The sequence below is a fragment of the Rhizobium sp. YJ-22 genome (assembly GCF_029601685.1).
Lineage (GTDB): Bacteria > Pseudomonadota > Alphaproteobacteria > Rhizobiales > Rhizobiaceae > Metarhizobium.
In genome coordinates, this window is sequence record NZ_JARRIR010000004.1 from 69,999 (window position 1) to 85,728 (window position 15,730).

At 59.9% G+C, this 15,730-nt stretch carries 12 protein-coding genes; 10 read left to right on the forward strand and 2 right to left on the reverse strand.

Features of this window, described 5'->3' with window-relative positions:
- The first annotated feature begins 167 nt into the window (after window positions 1–167).
- The 9 genes from P7F60_RS10890 to P7F60_RS10930 all read left to right on the forward strand — a co-directional run bounded on the left by P7F60_RS10890 (window position 168) and on the right by P7F60_RS10930 (window position 12,030).
- The gene (locus tag P7F60_RS10890) at window positions 168–941 is read left to right on the forward strand and encodes a competence/damage-inducible protein A (RefSeq protein ID WP_277917758.1); all 774 of its coding nucleotides are present in this window, start codon (window positions 168–170) and stop codon (window positions 939–941) included.
- An 82-nt stretch (window positions 942–1,023) separates the two neighbouring features.
- Window positions 1,024–1,863: a universal stress protein gene (locus P7F60_RS10895; RefSeq protein WP_277917759.1), complete on the forward strand. Its 840-nt coding sequence runs from the start codon at window positions 1,024–1,026 to the stop codon at window positions 1,861–1,863.
- 194 nt (window positions 1,864–2,057) lie between these two features.
- Window positions 2,058–2,555, forward strand: a complete 498-nt coding sequence (gene gpt, locus P7F60_RS10900; protein ID WP_277917760.1) for a xanthine phosphoribosyltransferase — start codon at window positions 2,058–2,060, stop codon at window positions 2,553–2,555.
- A 53-nt stretch (window positions 2,556–2,608) separates the two neighbouring features.
- A complete protein-coding gene (locus tag P7F60_RS10905) occupies window positions 2,609–3,187 on the forward strand; it encodes a PDC sensor domain-containing protein (RefSeq protein ID WP_277917761.1) in 579 nt (192 codons plus the stop codon).
- Between the two features lie 748 nt (window positions 3,188–3,935).
- Entirely contained in the window at window positions 3,936–7,745 is a 3,810-nt protein-coding gene (locus P7F60_RS10910; RefSeq protein ID WP_277917762.1) for a vitamin B12-dependent ribonucleotide reductase, read from the forward strand.
- 223 nt (window positions 7,746–7,968) lie between these two features.
- Window positions 7,969–9,543 (forward strand): adenylate/guanylate cyclase domain-containing protein, encoded by a 1,575-nt coding sequence (locus P7F60_RS10915; protein WP_277917763.1) that lies wholly within the window; start codon window positions 7,969–7,971, stop codon window positions 9,541–9,543.
- Window positions 9,544–10,323 carry an E2 domain-containing protein gene (locus tag P7F60_RS10920; protein ID WP_277917764.1) on the forward strand — a complete coding sequence of 260 codons (780 nt, stop codon included), beginning with the start codon at window positions 9,544–9,546 and terminating at the stop codon, window positions 10,321–10,323. It begins immediately after the preceding gene.
- Between the two features lie 82 nt (window positions 10,324–10,405).
- A complete protein-coding gene (locus P7F60_RS10925; protein ID WP_277917765.1) occupies window positions 10,406–11,104 on the forward strand; it encodes an adenylate/guanylate cyclase domain-containing protein in 699 nt (232 codons plus the stop codon).
- A gap of 5 nt (window positions 11,105–11,109) precedes the next feature.
- Entirely contained in the window at window positions 11,110–12,030 is a 921-nt protein-coding gene (locus P7F60_RS10930; RefSeq protein WP_277918169.1) for a TIR domain-containing protein, read from the forward strand.
- 70 nt (window positions 12,031–12,100) lie between these two features.
- Here P7F60_RS10930 and P7F60_RS10935 read toward each other — a convergent pair whose 3' ends face one another.
- Window positions 12,101–13,216, reverse strand: a complete 1,116-nt coding sequence (locus P7F60_RS10935; RefSeq protein WP_277917766.1) for a hypothetical protein — start codon at window positions 13,214–13,216, stop codon at window positions 12,101–12,103.
- 538 nt (window positions 13,217–13,754) lie between these two features.
- Window positions 13,755–14,987: a restriction endonuclease gene (locus tag P7F60_RS10940; protein ID WP_277917767.1), complete on the reverse strand. Its 1,233-nt coding sequence runs from the start codon at window positions 14,985–14,987 to the stop codon at window positions 13,755–13,757.
- 23 nt (window positions 14,988–15,010) lie between these two features.
- Here P7F60_RS10940 and P7F60_RS10945 point away from each other — a divergent pair, with 23 nt between their 5' ends.
- Entirely contained in the window at window positions 15,011–15,730 is a 720-nt protein-coding gene (locus P7F60_RS10945) for a hypothetical protein (RefSeq protein ID WP_277917768.1), read from the forward strand.

Below are 15,730 nucleotides of genomic sequence, written 5' to 3' on the forward strand. Positions count from 1 at the left end.
TGCCTGTCTTGGTAGCAGGCTCCGATGACAAATGCATTCGGACCAACAGGCAACGCACTGTTCATTTCCAGTGAACGACGATGCCGCGTCGTCCTCCTGCGGCCGCCGCGCTTGCATTCTCCTTCCGTGGGTTTAGGGTGCGGCAACATCAATCGGAACGCTCACCCATGACCCTGCCGACCGCCGTTTCCGCCGCCATGCTCGCCATCGGCGACGAGCTTCTTTCCGGGCGCACCAAGGACAAGAATATCGGCCATCTTGCCGACGTGCTGACGCTTGCCGGCATCGACCTCAAGGAAGTGCGCATCGTCAGCGACGAGCAGGAAGCGATCGTCGAGGCGTTGAATGCTCTACGTGCCCGCTACACCTATGTGTTCACCTCCGGCGGCATCGGCCCGACGCATGACGACATCACCGCCGATGCCGTCTCCGCCGCCTTCAACCTGCCCTGCCTGCACGATGCCGAGGCCATGCGGCTGCTCGGCGACATGTACGAACGTCGCGGCGTCGAATTCACCGAGGCGCGGCAACGCATGGCGCGCATGCCCGAAGGGGCGCGGCATATCCCCAATCCGGTTTCGACCGCGCCGGGCTTCGCCATCGGCAATGTCTTCGTCATGGCCGGCGTGCCGCAGGTGTTCCAGGCGATGCTGGACAGCGTCGTCCCGCAATTGCGGCATGGCCAGACCATGCTGTCGCGCGCCATCCCCTGCCCCTTCGGCGAAGGCGATATCGGCACGCCGCTCTCCGCCATCCAGAAGGCGCATCCCGAAACCAGCATCGGTTCCTACCCCAAATTCACAGAGAGCGGCTTCTTCACCGAGATCGTGGTGCGCGCCCGCGACGAATCGGCGCTGGCTGCGGCCGTTGCCGATGTCGCTGCGATGATCGAGAATATCCGCGCCGCACGCGTGTCGGAGAACCGTACGCCGGCCGGGTGATTTGCGGCAGATCAAGGAACGCAGCTTTGCGCAGCAGCATTATTCATGCATCATCCAGAACGCCGTTCGAGGAGATTTCATCATGACATACAAGACCATCGTTGCCGTTCTCGACGTTCCCCGCTATGCGCGCCAGGTCTCCGATTTCGCGATCTTCCTGGCCGACGCCTGCGATGCCCACCTGATCGGCCTGCATGCCGAAGCGGTGACGATGACGCCCGTGGTGATGCCGATGGAGATCCCCGATCCGGTGACCATCCAGGCGCTGCAGGACATGGCGCATGAGGAGACGCTCACCATCGAGCAGCAGTTCCGCCAGCGCCTCGCCGCCAACGGCGCCACCGGCGAATGGCGCAGCCTGCTGGCCAGCGCCGGCTACAACACCTCCGGCGTCATCGAGACGGCGCGTTGCGCCGACCTGATCATTGCAGCCCAGGGCGACCCGAAGTCGCCGGAAGGTTTTCGCGACCTCGACGGCTTCCTGTTCGAGAGCGGCCGGCCGGTGCTGATGGTGCCGAACATCCTTTCGCAACCGAAGCCGATCCGGCGTGTATTGATCGCCTGGAACGGCTCGCGCGAAGCGACGCGCGCCACGTTCGACGCCCTGCCCTTCCTCAAGAAGGCCGACGAAGTGGAGATCTTCACCGTCGATCCCGACGATACGGCAACGCAGACCGGCGCCATTGCCGGGGCGGAAATCGCTGCCACGCTGGCACGGCACGGCGTCAAGGCGACGCTGTCCGTTGGCGAGGCGCATGGCATGTCGCGCTCGGCGGTCATCGAAAACCGTCTCTCGGATAGCAGCATCGACCTGCTGGTCATGGGGGCCTATACCCATTCGCGGCTGTGGCAGATGCTCTTCGGCGGCACGACGAAAACATTGCTGGAATCGATGACAGCGCTGACCCTGCTCTCACGCTGAACGAACGCGACTTGCTTTCGGCAGGAAAATAACGCTAATTGCTGCGACCGAAACGGAAGCTTGCAGGGTTTCGGGACTGGGCCCGGCCGTCTTGGCCGCCCGAGCATCCCGCAAACGGCAGGCGTTTCGCCGGCTCGGTCGCTGGCAAGCCCGGCGTAACCTCCACATTGCCGCCTTGCTGAAAGTCGAAAGTCATGTCGCTTCCGGAAAAAGCCTTTCCCGTCTCCTGGGATCAATTTCATCGTGATGCCCGCGCGCTGGCCTGGCGCCTTGCGGGGCTCGGTCGCGAGTTTCACGCGATCGTCTGCATCACCCGCGGCGGCCTTGTGCCGACGGCGATCATCTCGCGTGAGCTCAATATCCGCCTGATCGAGACCGTCTGCGTCGCCTCCTACCACGACTATGTCAACCAGGGCGAAATGAACCTGCTGAAAGGCATCTCCCCCGACCTGATGAAGAACGACGGCGACGGCGTGCTGGTCGTCGACGACCTGACCGACACCGGCAAGACGGCGATGGAAGTGCGCACGCTGATGCCGAAGGCACATTTCGCCTGCGTCTACGCCAAGCCCAAGGGCGTGCCGACCATCGACACCTTCATTACCGAGGTCAGCCAGGACACCTGGATCTATTTCCCCTGGGATCTTGGCTTCACCTATCAGGAGCCGATCGCAAAAGGCTCGCGCGGATAAAAATGCAAGCTCCCCGGGGGCTCGCCCCTGGGCCCTCACATGTGGAGACTTTCATGCGCCGTGGCGCTGCCGCCTTCCTCGCTCTTTTCCTCTCCACATGCATCGGTTCCGCTTGCGCAGCCGACGATTATCGCGTCTCGCTGATCCGGCAGTATGTCGAGACCCGCATCAAACCCTGGATCCACGATCCGATCATCCTCGCGGCGCTGAAAAAGGACAACGCGCTGCATGCGGCGCTGCGCGACGAAGATATCCAGCTTCTCGACCGGCTGTGGCGCGAGGAGCGCGCCAGCGGCCAATACAAGCTGATCCAAGGTGTGCTTTCCAGCCCGGCAAGCGCCCTGCTACGCCAGAAAAGCGACGATTCGACCGGCGTCATCACCGAGATCATCCTGATGGATGCGCGCGGCCTCAACGTCGCTGTCAGCACCATCAGCAGCGATTACTGGCAGGGCGACGAGATGAAGTTCCGCAAGACCTTCGAAGCCGGAGCGAATGGGCTGTTCATCGACGAGCCGGAGAAGGACGACTCCACCCAGGTGCTGCAATCGCAGGCGAGCATGACGATCACCGACGCCAAGGGCAATCCAATCGGCGCGATCACCGTCGGCATAAACCTCGACTATCTCTAAAGCGTGTCGCAATCTGTCAAGATTAGATTTTGCACTTTCGATCTTTGATTTTCCGCATGTCATCCGGCGCAGAACCGCTGCACACTTTTGTGCGGCAAGCTTTAGGCGGTGTGACACGGAGACGGCGGCGTTGCGTTTTTCCACACGTTTCGCAACGCTGCAGCAAACCGGCGGTCGCGGGCATATTTCAAGCATTTGCGCGGGGTTTTTCGTATGGCCGGCAAAAAGGCCCACCGCCGCATTGACAAGGCCTTTGCACAAGTCCTTGAATCTCTTTCCGTCTTTCGTTTTCCCCCATTTTCCACAGCATTGACCACAATATGTTGTGGTTAAAAATCCGCTAAGACCCACCTCTTGACGGAATCGGGGGTTTTCCGGTTAATGGGAGATGCGTTGCGGCGGCGGCGCGGCCGGATCATGACGAGGCGGTTCACCCTTCGATGCGTTCGCATTTCCATGCGGCTTCATGACGAGGCGGCACGCGGATGCCCGTGCTCGCCGCAACCAGTGCTGCGTTTAAGAAAACGTGATCGCAAGATCGGCTGCAGAGAGTTGTTGAATGGAACAAAAGCGCTATATTTAGTGTTTGCAGCTGAGTTCATCACAATATACAGGGTTCGCATCTGTTGATGTCGACCCCAAGGTCAAGCGGAGACAACTGGCCGCGCAAGGAACCGCCTTGCCGAGCCGGAACGAAATCCTGCGCGCCGCGACGAGGGCGGGCGCACCACACGAAGGACGGACGGACATGCGCATAGAACGTCGTTTCACCCGGGAAGGCCAATCCCCCTACGCGGAAATCGAATTCCGCAAGGCCACCAGCGAGATCAAGAACCCGGACGGCTCCATCGTCTTCCGGCTCGCCAACATCGACGTTCCCGCGCAGTTCAGCCAGGTCGCGGCCGACATTCTGGCGCAGAAGTATTTCCGCAAGGCGGGCGTGCCGGCCCGCCTGAAGGCGGTCGAGGAGAATACGGTTCCCTCCTGGCTCTGGCGCTCCGAAGCTGACGTCGAGGCGCTGAAGGCGCTTCCGAAGGACGAGCAGTACGGCTCGGAAACCGATGCCCGCCAGGTCTTCGACCGTCTGGCCGGCACCTGGACCTATTGGGGCTGGAAGGGCGGCTACTTCTCGTCGGAGGCGGATGCGCTCGCCTTCCGCGACGAGCTGGCCTATATGCTCGCCACCCAGCGCGTGGCGCCGAACAGCCCGCAATGGTTCAACACCGGCCTGCACTGGGCCTATGGCATCGATGGCCCCGGCCAGGGCCATTTCTATGTCGACCCCTTCACCGGCAAGCTGGTGAAGTCGAAGTCCGCCTATGAGCATCCGCAGCCGCATGCCTGCTTCATCCAGTCCGTCGAGGACGACCTCGTCAACGAGGGCGGCATTATGGACCTGTGGGTGCGCGAGGCGCGCCTGTTCAAATACGGCTCCGGCACCGGCTCCAACTTCTCGCATCTGCGCGGCGAAGGCGAAAAGCTTTCGGGCGGCGGCAAGTCTTCCGGCCTGATGAGCTTCCTCAAGATCGGCGACCGCGCCGCCGGCGCCATCAAGTCGGGCGGCACGACGCGCCGCGCCGCCAAGATGGTGGTCGTCGATATCGACCATCCCGATATCGAGGCCTACATCAACTGGAAGGTCAAGGAAGAGCAGAAGGTCGCCGCCCTCGTTACCGGCTCGAAGATCGTCGCCGGCCACCTGAAGGCGATCATGAAGGCCTGCGCGACCATCGAGGTCGCCGCCGACGACCGTTTCGACCCGGCGAAGAACCCGGAACTGAAGCGCGAAATCCGCGCAGCCAAGAAGAACCAGGTGCCGGAAAACTATGTCGGCCGCGTCATCCAGTTCGCGCGCCAGGGCTATACCGACCTCGAATTCAAGACCTACGACACCGACTGGGATTCGGAAGCCTATCTCACCGTTTCCGGCCAGAACTCCAACAACTCCGTCTCGCTGAAGGACGACTTCCTCCGTGCCGTCGAGAATGACGGCGAGTGGAACCTCACGGCCCGCAAGGACGGCCGCACCGTCAAGACGCTGAAGGCGCGCGACCTCTGGGAGCAGATCTCCTACGCCGCCTGGGCCTCTGCCGATCCCGGCCTGCACTTCAACACGACGATGAACGACTGGCACACCTGCCCGGCCGCCGGCTCGATCCGCGCTTCCAATCCGTGCTCGGAATACATGTTCCTCGACGACACGGCCTGCAATCTTGCCTCGCTGAACCTGATGCAGTTCAAGGATGCGGCGACCAAGCGCATCAACATCGCCGATTACGAACATGCCGTGCGCCTGTGGACCGTCGTGCTCGAAGTCTCGGTCATGATGGCGCAGTTCCCCTCGCGCCAGATCGCCGAGCTGTCCTACGAATACCGCACGCTCGGCCTCGGTTATGCCAATATCGGCGGCCTGCTGATGTCCTCCGGCATTCCTTACGACTCCGCTGAAGGACGCGCCATCGGCGGCGCGCTGACTGCGATCATGACCGGCATCGCCTATGCGACCTCGGCCGAAATGGCCGCCGAGCTCGGCACCTTCCCCGGCTTCAAGCCGAACCGCGACAACATGCTGCGCGTCATGCGCAACCATCGCCGCGCCGCGCATGGCAAGTCCTCGGGTTACGAGGGCCTGGCGGTCAATCCGGTGGCGCTGATCCATGGCGATTGCCCGGATCAGGATCTGGTCGCCCATGCCAAGGCCGCCTGGGACAAGGCACTGGAACTCGGCGAGAAGCACGGCTATCGCAACGCCCAGACCACCGTCATCGCGCCGACCGGCACGATCGGCCTGGTCATGGATTGCGACACGACCGGCATCGAGCCCGATTTCGCGCTGGTGAAATTCAAGAAGCTCGCCGGCGGCGGCTACTTCAAGATCATCAACCGCGCCGTTCCCGAAGCGCTGCGTTCGCTGGGCTATTCGGAAAGCCAGATCGCCGAGATCGAGGCCTATGCCGTCGGCCATGGCAACCTCAACCAGGCGCCGGCCGTCAACCCCTCGACGCTGAAGGCCAAGGGCTTTACGCAGGAGAAGATCGACGCCGTCAACGCCGCCCTCGGCCAGGCCTTCGACATCAAGTTCGTCTTCAACCAGTGGACGCTCGGCGCCGATTTCCTCAAGCAGGTGCTGAAGGTTTCCGACGCGCAGCTTTCGGCCATCGACTTCAACCTGCTGGAGCATCTCGGTTTCTCGCGGAAGGACATCGAGGCCGCCAACGTCCATGTCTGCGGCGCGATGACGCTGGAAGGCGCCCCGCACCTCAAGGACGAGCATCTGGCCGTGTTCGATTGCGCCAATCCCTGCGGCAAGATCGGCAAGCGTTACCTCTCGGTCGACAGCCATATCCGCATGATGGCGGCTGCCCAGCCGTTCATCTCGGGTGCGATCTCCAAGACGATCAACATGCCGAACGAGGCGACCGTCGAGGATTGCAAGAGCGCCTACATGCTCTCGTGGAAGCTCGGCCTGAAGGCCAACGCGCTTTATCGCGACGGCTCCAAGCTGTCGCAGCCGCTGAACGCCGCGCTGATCGACGATCAGGACGACGAGGACGCGCTGGAAGAGCTGATCCAGGCCCCGGCCGCGGCGCAGGCGGTGACCATCACCGAAAAGGTCATCGAGCGGGTGATCGAGCGCGTCGTACGCGAGCGGGAAAAGCTGCCGAACCGCCGCCAGGGCTATACCCAGAAGGCGATCATCGGCGGGCACAAGGTTTACCTGCGCACCGGCGAATTCGGCGACGGCCGCCTCGGCGAAATCTTCATCGACATGCACAAGGAAGGCGCCGCCTTCCGCGCGATGATGAACAACTTCGCCATCGCCATCTCGCTGGGCCTGCAATATGGCGTGCCGCTGGAAGAATATGTGGAGGCCTTCACCTTCACCAAGTTCGAGCCGGCCGGCATGGTTCAGGGTAACGACGCGATCAAGAACGCCACGTCGATCCTCGACTACGTGTTTCGCGAACTCGCCGTCTCCTATCTCGGCCGCCACGACCTGGCGCATGTCGATACGTCGGATTTCTCCAACACAGCACTCGGCAAGGGCATCCAGGAAGGCAAGACCAACCTGCTCTCCACCGGCTGGACGCGCGGCTACAAGCCGACGCTGGTTCCGGGCACGGGCAGCGACCGCTTCGCCGGCGAGCCGAAGGGTGCTGCCACCGCCACCCCCGCCAAGGCCTCCGCTGGCGCGACGATCACCGCTTTCACCGGCAATGCCGCGCGCAAGCTGGAACCGATCGCCTCGGTCTCGACCTCCGAAATCGTCGCCTTCAAGCGCGATTACGAGGAGCGCGCCAAGGAATTGGCCGAGGAGATCGCCGAAGAGGTCTCGGAAGCCGAAACGGAAACCACCGCCCTGTTCTCCGACAAGGCCGCCGCCGATGCGGCCAGCGCCAAGGCGGACGCCAAGAAGCTGGAAGCCGAACGCCGCGCCCGCTCGATCATGCAGGGCTACACCGGCAACATGTGCTCGGAGTGCCAGAACTTCACCATGGTCCGCAATGGCACCTGCGAAAAGTGCGACACTTGCGGCAGCACCAGCGGCTGCAGCTAAGCAACAGAACCGCATCTAGGCGGCCAATAGGTTTGTCCCACGGCCACTGAATTTGTCCCAAATCCAATCCTTCAAACGAATATTTCCAGGCGCTGAAAAGCGCCTGGAAATGCCAAGAGGAACAAACAGGGAAACAATCGCGGAAGTAGGATTTCCCTATTCGCACCACCCATCGATCTTTCAGCACCCGAATTGCAGCGATGCCAGCCAAGAGGAAGTTGTAATGAGTTGGTCCCGTAACAAGAGTCTTCAGCGTATCCGGTCGTTTCGCAACACCGCGCCCGCAGCCTCGATCAACCTTAGAAGCTTCGATTTGAGCTACATGACCGCACGAGCGGCGACGATACAGACGAAGATCAGACTGGGCGGGAAGTCCGAGCCGCTGATCTTCGATGTCCCGCCCGACACCGCTATTAAGGTCGAGGGCGTTCACGTCTACATCCAAATGCTGGACTTCGCCGCCGCCATGACTGAGCGCGAGCGCGAAACCGAAGCCAGTCACCGCCGCGTGCTCTCCATGCTCCATCTGAACTACGCAGCCTGCGATCAAGTCGCCGAAGAGTTCGAAGCCCAGCGCGTCGATTTCCATGGCGCACGCATGCATGCCGTCATTGTCTCTCCTCCTGGTCCAGGCAACGAGAAGGAGCGCGCCGAGCGAGCCCTTGCTTTTGCGGAAGCTGCCAAGCGTGCGATCGAGGAGGTCGGTCGTATTACGGAGAGCGGGCGCTATTCGACCCGCATTCGGGTCGGCGTTGACAGCGGTTCGGCGGTTGCCGTGAACAGCGGGACGAAAGACGAGCGCGAGCCGTTATTCCTTGGGGCACCCGCAAACTACGCAGCCAAGCTCGCTGAGGGTGATGAGGAAGGTATCTTCATGTCGAACAGGGTCCGCCAGGATCTTGGGCTGCAGCCGCTCTTCAGCCTCGACACGCTTGCGGCCGAACGCGCGAATCCGACTTCGCCCATAGGAAACATTGGGCTTTCGGCGAACAGCAGTTATCAGTCAAAGCGTCTCTCTGATTCCGCTATCCTGACCGCTGCCTCCCGCGCCAAGGCCCGGTTTGTGGTCGACGTTGGTACTGACGCAACCTTCTCGTTTCACAGGCATACGCCGCCCCTGAAGTCGATCGACTTCACCTCGCTGATGCCGTCGAACTCCATTAGAATGGGGCTGATGTCGATCTTCGGCGATATCGAAGGCTTCACGAAGTATGTGGACGAATGCATCACCCAACACCGGATCGGCGAGATGGTCTCCAACCTCCACGTGATCCGCAGTGAACTGGCGGCCACTCTCTCCGACGACTATTCCGGTCGCAAGGTACGGTTCATCGGAGATTGCATCCATGGCCTTCTTGCCGAGGGCACCTCTCAGGAGACGGACGCTTCGGCCTCCGTTGTTTCGGCGGTGAAGGCTGCCGGCGGGATGCGTTCGAGCTTCGAACTTTGCCAGGAAGAACTCGATGGCATCGATAATCTGGGGATCGCCATCGGTCTTGAATTTGGCGAGACACCCATCACCCGCATCGGGATCCGTGGTGAGCGAAGTGTTCGGTGCTCGGTCAGCAGGGCGGTCTCTCGGTCCGAAGAACTTCAAAGCAACTGCACGGGCGACCAGACCGCAGTTGGTCCGATCGCTCTTAACCATGCTCCCGCGACCATCCGGAGATTGTTCGAAGGTGGTGTCGCCTGGGGCCTGGACGCTGGATCGGTCGAAGAACATCTCAGCCCCCCTCCTCAGGTCAGCAGCGGTGACGTGAGCGCCACGGCGGCACCCTACAGCGGCGGAGAACGGTGAGTGCCACTAGACCACCTTCTTGCGGCGGTGCCGGGCTGGTTCAACGTCACCGGCACGACAGCCACCGAGATCTTCGGATCCACCTCGATCCGCTTCGACGACATCGTAGGTGTTATTGAGGTCGACCTTCGTGTCCATGAGGATGACGGCGTGATTGCCGTTCAGGAGCAGGTTCCCGGCACGCGGTTCCCAGGAACATGTCATGAGCGCCATTTGCAGTCTGACAAACACTTCTGCATCGGTTTCAACGCCGGATATGGCATCGTCTCATTCGACCACGGCGTTGTATGGTGGGGTTTGCTCAAGCACTTCCTCAGGCTGCAGAGAGTTGCGGAAAGAACCAGACAGTGGCCACCTCAGCAAGAAGTCGCTCATGGCAGCGCCGGGCCTCATCAGCTAGCCGCCTTGGATGCCGCTAAGGAACTCGGCATCGCTAATGAGTATATGGCGATGCTGGCTGGCGAAACTGCCTGGTTCTCTGATCCGGATCTTAAGATCGATGCCGCCGGAATCCTGGGGGATGGCTCTCTGCCCTGCCCCGTTGGGTGCGCGACGCACGGAATTCTGGTACCACGGTCTGAGTGCTGTCGCTCGCACGCCGTCGCCAAGCTCGTAATCGAAGAGAAGCTCCGGCGCGAGAAGGTCGAGTCCTACTACTCGTTCGCAAGAATGCTTGGAGAGGAATGCTGCGGAACCATGCTGACCTGCGGGCTCAAGGACTCGACGCAGTGCGCCACCCCATCCAGATCGACGCATTCAGCCCCGAATTCCCCACGGTGATCAATGGCAAAGAACGGCCAACAGGAAGCGTACGAAAAGCTATTGTGGGCGGTCAGGCAACTGCACTGATAGAGGTATCGCGATGACAATTGCGGACGACATCAGGGACAATTCGAGCACGACATTCCGAACGAACTGGATCGTGCGCGAAGGCACAACCGTACCTGCGCCTGCGGATCTGAGACTTTCCAACGACGCGGTGCACTTCAAGACCGCCACGATCCTTTATGCGGACCTGGACGGATCGACGAACCTCGTTGAGAAGAAGACATGGCAGTTCGCAGGGGAGGTATACAAGACCTTCCTCTATGCAACTTCTCGCCTGATCAGAAAACACGGCGGAACGATCGTTTCCTACGACGGCGACCGTGTAATGGGGATCTTCATATCCGACAGGCAACGAAACACCGCAGTTTCCTGCGCTCTCGAAATCAATTACGCGATCAAGGGCATCGTCCAGCAACAGTTGAACAAGCAATACACTTCGGACTTTAAGATCCGTCATGTCGTGGGCATCGACACGTCGGAAATCAGAGCATCCAGAACTGGCGTCCGCGGCGACAACGACATCGTCTGGATTGGCAACGCGGCAAATCTGGCCGCCAAACTCACAGCCCTCAGCGCTGATCAGCCGATTTGGATCACCAAGAGGGTTCACAGCTACCTGGACGAGGCTCAGAAGAAGGGCCCTCAGGGCGAGAATATCTGGAAGTCGTGGAACTGGTCGCAGCACGACAACGAAGAGATCTGGTCGACGACCTATTGGAGGACTTTCACTTGAGCAGGATGCTGGAACGCTTCCAAGGGCAGGAAGGGCGAGATCTGAGGATCGAAGCGTTTCTTTCTCAAAACATGGTCGGACGAGACCTGGCACTCGCTGAAGAGTTGTCGGATATTGCGGAGCTGGTCGAATTCGAGACTGGTGAAACGGTTATCGAGCAGAACGCCGAAGACGACGACATTTTTCTGATCATCTCCGGGTCGTTCAGCATCCATGTGAACGGCCGTCGCATCGGTGTACGCGGGCGCGGCGACCATGTCGGTGAGATGGCGGCGATCGAGCCCACTCAGCGCCGATCCGCAACGGTGATCGCGGAGGAGCCGTCGATTGTTGGACGGCTCACCTCGCAGCAGTTCGGTCAGCTTGGGAAGAAGCATCCGGACATCTATCGTCATATCGCCCGGTCCCTATCCCGCCGCCTGCTTGAGCGGAACAAGCATGTTGGCGCGTTTCGAGACAGGATTCGCGTTTTCATCATCTCCTCCGCCGAAGCCCGTCACGTCGGGAGGATGATCCGCAATGCATTCGCCCATGACACCGACACGATCCTAGCAACGCTATGGACCGACGACGTCTTCAAGATCGCAAACTACACTCTTCAGGATCTCGAGGCTGAGATCGACGATTCCGATTTTGCGGTCGCGATCGCCCATGCCGACGATCTTACCGAAAGCAGAGGCAAACCTTGGCCGAGCCCTCGCGACAACGTCATTTTCGAGCTCGGCATGTTCATGGGAAGACTTGGCAGGCAGCGTGCAATCCTCATGGAGCCTCGCGACGAGAAGGTAAAGCTCCCGAGTGACATGAGCGGAATCACAACGATCCCGTACCGCTATGAAGCCAACCAGGATGCCGCCGCTCTCATGGCTCCGGCGTGCGACAAGCTCCGCGAACACTTCATGAGGCTCGGACCCTACAATGGATAGCGTTCGCTGAGGGATGAGACCTCTTCCCCCCTCCGTGACTGCAGATCCGTTCGAAAGCGTCCCAGAGCTATCAATACTTGATAGCGGGTTTCATCAGAATCCCTATCTCCTTGGGCGTTTTGGATTGGTCGATCACAATCAACGCCTGGGGCCTCTGTTTCGTTTTCCCTTTCGGAAAGAAGAGATTTCGAGCGTCCCCGGTTGTGCAATCGATGGAGATCAATGCAAAGTCGGGTGATGGGAATGTATCGATTACGGCGCGTACTGTGTTATCCTGGAGCGCGACATAGCCATCAGCGTGAGAAGCGACCTTCTCGATAAACAACATGATCATTTCGTTGGTTACGAGCCTGTACGGCGCATCGCCCGCGCTGTCATCGACAAGCCCAACTGAAGGGCGGACTGCCATCAACTTGCGCATTGCCTCAAGTAGTGTCTCACCCCCGGAAAATCTGGGCGGGCTACGGTAATTTGAGAGAGAAAGAGGCGTGCCGCTGAAATCTGAAATGGCGGTGGGCGGCGCATTGAAGACCGCTTTCACAGTTGCATTCGCTTTGACCCAGCGCCTCGTATCGTCGCAGATAAACCCGAGGAACTCGTCGATGTGGTCCAAATAGACGACGGAATTGATTTTCGCGTGTATCGTCTCATGATGAGCAATTCGGTTTCGCAGCCAGTTGATGCGTGCGACCCTGACCTGGATCTGGGTGCGGTCGAAGCCTGATGGCATTAGAGGAAACACGCTTTTCAACAAGCCGGGCGACGACCACAGAGAATCGTACTCGGCTCGAAAGAGGTTCGACCAGAAATCAAAGGTAAGTGAAGCCACAATGTCGTCAGCGGAGTGTGGGGCCGACTTCTGCCGAGACAGTCTGCCTCTTGATGCCTGGTACGAGACCGTACTCGGTGGCGTTAGCGTAAACGGCGGCGATTTCACCCAGTCAGGGTCCTTAAACTCGGTAGCGAAGGCCTTGTTTATCGAGTTCCTCGTGACGATTTCCGCGATCTGAAGCGGAAACAAGAATGCCTTTGCAAGGCGCGCGTTCCAGAGGTACAACTTGGTGGCATAGGATCGGTCCCCATTTGCCGCTTTGATGTACGGCGCGAGGCGAGGCTCTGACAGGTTGCTTTCCAGCAACGTGTTGAAGCTCGGATCATAGGTGAAGAGGTCTTGACTTTCTGCCATACGCGCTCTAGTTTCTCTCTCATAGCAGCGAGCAATCGCACTACCAACCCTGAGACAGGTACGCCGGTCTCGGGGTTTATTTTTTCTGTCTGCAGATCACTTTGATAGATTGCACAGGTTAAATTGCGGTCAAGCTGTCCGTACGATTGTTGAGGGATGCCCGAAAATGGACGTGATGTTCACGGCTTCCGCGAGCGTTCGCCGGAGGTGACGATCGTTTCCGGGTGGTGAGCTCCATTGATCATGTGATCTCCGAGTATTCGGAAAATTCTCACAAGGCACTGGTCCGACTGCGGTCTTGCAAGGCGATACGGAACCATTGGGCGAGAAAGTCTTCCGCCACGTCGTTCAGCGTTCGCCAGAGCATCCGGATGCCGCCGCATCGATACCGCGCGAACCCGATAGCGACAATCTCCCACGCTCTCCGCCATCGATCACAGCACGACCGTGTCCGGAACCATTTCGAATCACCGAACGCGTCACCATCTCGGGAAACGGAACACCAGCGACTATCACAAAGTGAGGCAGACGTTCCGCGCTAATCGACATAGTCGAAGAGCATCGGCTCGCCGTTCCAGGGGTAGAACAGATGCCTTCCGTCCCAGTAAGTCACCTCTCGATCCCTTACGTTTCGCCTTGCGCGCCATACCAATTCACCAGTCAGGCGGCTGATCGTGGATCCATCAAGCAACGGGACCTCGGTTCCGCGCTGTCCAAATCCATCGTGGCTCAACGTGGTTCCTGAAAGCCCCATAAGCAGCGCAGCGTGTTTCGTCTCTTTCACGACTAGGGCGAATTCATTCATGGTGGTGTTGTATCCGGAGCGAGCACGCACGATCCGAGGGTCCCGCTTCCGCGCGACCTCGTAGATCAGCTTCTCCACGGCCCCCTTAGAGACGAGTGTCGACTTGTCCAAAACCACCCCGTTCGCCGCCTGCGCGCACCAGGCGACGATATCGTTGCGCTCGGCAAGAAAGAGAGGCCTTTCAATGCGAGCGGTGAACCTTCTGGCGACTGGGAGATAGCTCGAGGTCGTGACAAACAGAGCCCTGTCGGCCCGCTCTGCGTCGGCCACCCCTTGCAGGGCGGCCACCTCGGTGAGATTTATCTTGTTCCCCTGAGCATACCGCTTGGCTTGAACGACCGTCAGGACATCGCCAATGGGATCCCGCTGCCACAGCCTAAGGTCGACTCCGTCATCGCCGCTTCCTGGTCCGAGCTCCGCCTTGAATCCTTGATTCTGGAAGATCCGAAACAACAGCACTTCGAAATCCCGCCAATGAAGGCGGTGCAAGTCCTCCGGACGATTCGCGAAGTGAGCGTAGAGCTCCTCGTAAACGTCGGACGTGTCCTCCTCGATCAGGCTGCAGACCCATTGCCAGTGGAAGTAGGACTGAAACCTGGCGGAGAGTGCCCCGCCCTCCTCCGGATAGATGGCTACGGTTGCACCGTCTCGGTTCTCGTACCAGTATCCCATATCCTCAAGGAGGCGAGAGAAGCCGTTTTCAAGTTCTCCGCCGTAGTACCCCTCGAACATGTTGTGGAGGTCGCCACCTACGATCAGGAGGGTGACCACCGGGGGGTCGCCAGGTTCGCTGTCCACGTGCTTCAAGTAATCCGCGAAACCGCAGTCGAACCAAAGGTCGTGCTGTTCTGCCCACGCCTGAATGGCTCCTCGCACGCGCTGTATCTCGCCTTCAAGTTCCTCGTCACGCCATCGACCACCTGCCATCGGTAAAGCCTTCTTCCTTGCATCGGATACGCCGACCATTCCTTCATTGAAGGAGACACACCATGGAAAAATATCACCCCGTCCGCTACCCGCTTTTGCAGACCTGCATCGAGTCGGCGAGCAGCAGGGTGAACTGGCAGATGCGCGAGCTGGCGATGCAGCATGGGCCGGACAGCCCGCGGTTCAAAGCCGGGGCTACGGCGCTCGTCCACCAGGAAATCCCCAAGGATATGAACTTCAAGAGGTCGCAGAGGTTCAAGAACGCCATCGATAACGTACACCTGTCCTGGCGGGTGCAAGGAAGCGTGCTGTTCGACATCAACTCCCTGAACGGAGCCGATGCGTTCAACTGGGACGATGCCCACCTGATGGATTTCAACATTCCGGAGCAGCACTTCTACCTGCATTTCGGGGAGGAGTCCGGCTTCAAGCTAAAGCACAAGCCCTCGATCTTCCTCGATGGCGTGTACTTTACGACGGTTCCTAGGGAAGGCCGGGATGGTTTCTCCCTTGCCTTCGTGACGAACGAGACGGGCTGGGAAGAGTGGCCCGATCGCACGTATGGAGAAGAGATGGCGGCGGCTGGCCGGATGGCGGCTGCCTGGGTGGCATTCGAAGAGCCGATCTCGAAGACGCTGCGCGAACGTGGAGTGGTAGGCGACCCGACCCTGATATCGGATCCGACGATGCTCAAGGTCGTGGACGAGATGGATACGATGATCGGCCGCCTGTGTGCGGCGGAGCACGAGATGACATTCAGAAATGCGGGAACGAGGCACTAG

Excerpts from the sequence above, each read along its gene's own strand:
- P7F60_RS10890 (WP_277917758.1), top strand. The coding sequence starts at position 168 with ATGACCCTGCCGACCGCCGTTTCCGCCGCCATGCTCGCCATCGGCGAC.
- P7F60_RS10895 (WP_277917759.1), top strand. The coding sequence starts at position 1,024 with ATGACATACAAGACCATCGTTGCCGTTCTCGACGTTCCCCGCTATGCG.
- gpt (WP_277917760.1), top strand. The coding sequence starts at position 2,058 with ATGTCGCTTCCGGAAAAAGCCTTTCCCGTCTCCTGGGATCAATTTCAT.
- P7F60_RS10905 (WP_277917761.1), top strand. The coding sequence starts at position 2,609 with ATGCGCCGTGGCGCTGCCGCCTTCCTCGCTCTTTTCCTCTCCACATGC.
- P7F60_RS10910 (WP_277917762.1), top strand. The coding sequence starts at position 3,936 with ATGCGCATAGAACGTCGTTTCACCCGGGAAGGCCAATCCCCCTACGCG.
- P7F60_RS10915 (WP_277917763.1), top strand. The coding sequence starts at position 7,969 with ATGAGTTGGTCCCGTAACAAGAGTCTTCAGCGTATCCGGTCGTTTCGC.
- P7F60_RS10925 (WP_277917765.1), top strand. The coding sequence starts at position 10,406 with ATGACAATTGCGGACGACATCAGGGACAATTCGAGCACGACATTCCGA.
- P7F60_RS10930 (WP_277918169.1), top strand. The coding sequence starts at position 11,110 with ATGCTGGAACGCTTCCAAGGGCAGGAAGGGCGAGATCTGAGGATCGAA.
- P7F60_RS10935 (WP_277917766.1), bottom strand. The coding sequence starts at position 13,216 with ATGGCAGAAAGTCAAGACCTCTTCACCTATGATCCGAGCTTCAACACG.
- P7F60_RS10940 (WP_277917767.1), bottom strand. The coding sequence starts at position 14,987 with ATGGTCGGCGTATCCGATGCAAGGAAGAAGGCTTTACCGATGGCAGGT.
- P7F60_RS10945 (WP_277917768.1), top strand. The coding sequence starts at position 15,011 with ATGGAAAAATATCACCCCGTCCGCTACCCGCTTTTGCAGACCTGCATC.